General features: G+C 64.0%; 3 protein-coding genes. 2 read left to right on the top strand and 1 reads right to left on the bottom strand.

Features of this window, described 5'->3' with window-relative positions:
- Window positions 1-164: 164 nt before the first annotated feature.
- Window positions 165-1,373 carry an RNA-guided endonuclease InsQ/TnpB family protein gene (locus ACESMN_RS13555; RefSeq protein WP_373054139.1) on the bottom strand — a complete coding sequence of 403 codons (1,209 nt, stop codon included), beginning with the start codon at window positions 1,371-1,373 and terminating at the stop codon, window positions 165-167.
- 72 nt (window positions 1,374-1,445) lie between these two features.
- On the opposite strand from ACESMN_RS13555, the gene ACESMN_RS13550 reads away from it, so the two are divergent.
- The gene (locus tag ACESMN_RS13550; RefSeq protein ID WP_373054138.1) at window positions 1,446-2,771 is read left to right on the top strand and encodes a TrbI/VirB10 family protein; all 1,326 of its coding nucleotides are present in this window, start codon (window positions 1,446-1,448) and stop codon (window positions 2,769-2,771) included.
- 1 nt (window position 2,772) lies between these two features.
- Window positions 2,773-3,498 (top strand): ATPase, T2SS/T4P/T4SS family (locus tag ACESMN_RS13545; RefSeq protein WP_373054137.1); only part of this gene is annotated, 726 nt, incomplete at its 3' end.

Here is a 3,498-nt window from a genome sequence, read left to right as displayed (position 1 = left end):
GATCTCGAAAGATCCCGCCTTCGATCAGCTTGCAGAGCTTCCGGGCTGGATAGGGCGTGTCTGGCACGATGCACCCCCGGAAAAATCCTCTTAGAGCGGAGGCGATCGGAAAGTCTGCTTGTTAACATCTTCTCCGGCCTGAAGGCCGGAGATTTCCAAGAGGCCTAAGCGACTTGAACAGTTCGCGCTTCATCACCAGCCCAACGGCTCGGCTCCACGCCCGGAGTGTTCCCCCGGTGCAAGATCACGCTCGCAGCATTGCGGTCGGCGTTGTCCCTGTGCCCGCAAGCGGTGCAGACGAAGGTCGCTTGGTTCTTGCGGCTTCGGCTGTCCACGGTCCAGCAGGACGCGCAGGTTTGGGACGAGTAAGCGGGGTCCACCTTCACGAGCCTTGCTGCCTTGTAGAGCAGCATCGTCTCGACCTGGTGCCATCCGACATTCAGGATGGCGCGGTTAAGCCCGCGCTTCTGGGCGACGTTCCGTCCGGGTGCATCCAGCGTTCCGGCTGCGGAGGCGGTCATGTTTTTCGTGCGCAGCCGCTCGATCACGACACCGCCGAAGCGTCTGGTAACGTCGGTCGTGGCAACATGCGCCCAATGCTTGCGGGCGCGTGCCTCGCGGGCCTTCAACGCCGCGATACGGCGCATCCCCTTCCGCCAGCGGTTCGACCCACGCATGCGGTTTCGGAGCTGATGCTGCGCTTTTCGTGCCGCCTTGGCGCGCTTCTCGACCTCTGGTGGCAGGCTGTAGCCGGTGCCGTCGGACAACATCAGTGGCACGGTCACACCCCTGTCGATCCCGACCGTCTGACCGTTGTCGGGCGTGTCACGGTCGATCCGGCAGCCGATGCTGAGCTGCCAGCCAAGGGGGGTCAGCGTCACGGTCACTTCGCGGGTGTCGCCCTCGACGGGGCGAGTCAGGCGAAACCTGACCCATCCGATCCTGGGCAGCTTCACGCGACCCCAGCGTCGGTTGATCTTCTCTACGCGGACCTCGCGCCCGGGGAAGGAAAAGGCGTCGTTCACGCCCTTCTTCTTCGGCCTGGGGTAGCCGCCCTTGCCCTTCCATGCGCGGCGATACGCTTCATCCAGCGCTTTCAGGGTGCGCTGCTGCGCGGTCACGCTGACCTCGCGGACGAAATCGACGTCCGCCCGCAGGAGGGTGAGTTCGCGGGCTTGCGCCACATAGTTCAGGTTGTCGCCCGTCACGGCCTGATAGCGCCGCCAATGGTCACGGCGCTGTTCCAGCGCAAGGTTCCAGACGAGACGGCACACGCCAGCGAAGCGGCCCATCTGGTCCGCCTGATCCTGCGTCGGGCGCAGGGCATATGTGTAACCTCGAAACTGCATACAACCTGACATGGAAAGTAACATGCTAATAACCGCAAGTGCTAAAACGCGGGTTCCTCCCCGCCCTGAAGGACGGGGTCTCCCCCGCGCGCACCGATGACCCAGGATACCGAAGACCTCGCAGCGCGACTGGCAGCCCTCGAGGACCCGACAGGCACGGCGCGAGAACCTGCGCGCGCCTCCCCCCTGGTCATCATTCTGGGCGTCGCCGGGATTGCTGCCGCAGGTGGCCTTGCTTGGGCCGCTCTGCAACCGACACCGGACGCGCCCATGGTGACCGCTGCCCCGGAAGAGTTCCAGACGACAGGCTCCGGGTTTGGGGATCTTGCCCCGATGCCTGTCGCGCAGCCCGAGCCACCGCCTGCAGCCCAGAGCGGCCCTTCTGATTCCGAGTTGGCGTTGATGGAAAGCCTCGCCATCTTGCGGGCCGAATTCGAGGCGTTGCAGGCGCGACCCGCAGAGACCTCGGAGAGCGGGGCAGAGCAGGCCATCGCGGAGCTCACCGCGCAAATCACGGCCCTGCAGGCTGCATCCAAAGACGCGCAGCACGCGCTTGAACGGCAACTGACGAAACGCGATCGTGAACTGGACCAGCTACGCATGGACCTCGAGATCGCGCGACTGAACCCCCCGGAGCCTGCAGCCATGAGACCCGATGAAAAGGAACTGCGGCTTGCCGAGCTTGAACGCAGGCGGCTCACTGAGGCCGAAGCCCGCGCCGAACGCATTGCATCACCCATGATCGCGTTTTCCGGAATGGGAGCGGGTGCGGATCGCGAGAATGCGCAGGAAACCGCACGCCTCAACGCCGATGAAGCTTTCGTGCGGGCAGGGGCACAGCCATCGCCTGTGAGCCGGGCCGAAGTGATCGTGAACCCATCGAATACGGTTATCCAAGGGACCATGATTCAGGCTGTGACCGAGACCGCGCTTGACAGCACGCTGCCCGGCGCGATCAGAGCCATCGTCTCCGAGGATGTCCATTCCTTCGACGGCACCCGCATCCTGATCCCGCGCGGCGCAAGGCTGATCGGGCGTTACCGCTCGGAGTTGGCGCTTGCACAATCGCGCGTCATGGTGGCCTGGGACCGGATCATCCTGTCCGACAATCAGACCGTCAGGATCAGCGCTTTCGGTGGTGACGCACTCGGACGCACCGGGACCACCGGCTTTGTCGATACGCGCTTCGCGCAGCGGTTTGGGTCGGCGGCGCTCATCTCCCTGATCACAGCTCTGCCTGCCGCCGCAGCCGGAGAAATTGGCCGCGAAACCGCCGCGGATATCACGAGAGATGTCGGCACCGATCTGGGCGACAGCACCCAAAGCGTGATGCAGGATTACCTGGCGATCCGCCCCGTGATCCATGTTGACCAGGGCACAAGGATTACCGTGATGGTCGACCGCGACCTGGAGGTCTTCTGACATGGCCGCAAGCTATCTCGAGGCTTCCTTTGACCGGCTGGGGGCCGCCGTTCAGCGCGATGACACGATCGAGATCTGCATCAACCCTGACGGACAGGTCTGGGCCGAGTTCCAGGGCGACCATTTCATGCGCCGGATTGGCGCGCCGCTGAGCCAGACCGAAATCAAGGACCTCGGAAACCAGATCGCCTCCACCGCCTCAACCACCCTCAGCATCAAGAAACCTATCGTCTCGGTCAGCATTCTCTACCGCGATCGCCCGATACGAGCGCAAGTCCTGCAGCCCCCGGTGGTGGAAGGCGGCTTCTCGATCTCGCTGCGCTTCTTTTCCTCTCTGCCGCTGGACGCAATTCAACTCGGCTTCCTCCATGGTCGGGAACACAGCCTCGAGGCGCTCCGGCGTGACCGCAACCGTTCGCTGCGAAACGTGGTGGCCGAGGGCGACATTGATGCCGCCTTGCGCTTTTGCGTCGAGAACAAGCTCAACATGATCATCTCGGGCGGTACCTCCACCGGCAAGACGGTCGTCGCACGCAAGATCCTTTCGATGATCCCGCCAGAGGAGCGGATCATCACCATCGAGGAGGCCGCCGAATTGCGCCCCGAGCAACCAAACGCCGTGACGCTCATCGCCGACCGTGATGCGGAGGCATGCAGCGCTGATGTTCTGCTGGCCTCGACACTGCGCATGCGGCCCGACCGGATCGTGCTCGGGGAGGTCCGTGGC

This window comes from Thioalkalivibrio sp., assembly GCF_041690275.1.
GTDB lineage: Bacteria > Pseudomonadota > Gammaproteobacteria > Ectothiorhodospirales > Ectothiorhodospiraceae > Thioalkalivibrio.
The sequence above is the reverse complement of the archived record's forward strand: the minus strand, read 5'-3'. Positions and strand labels throughout refer to the sequence as shown.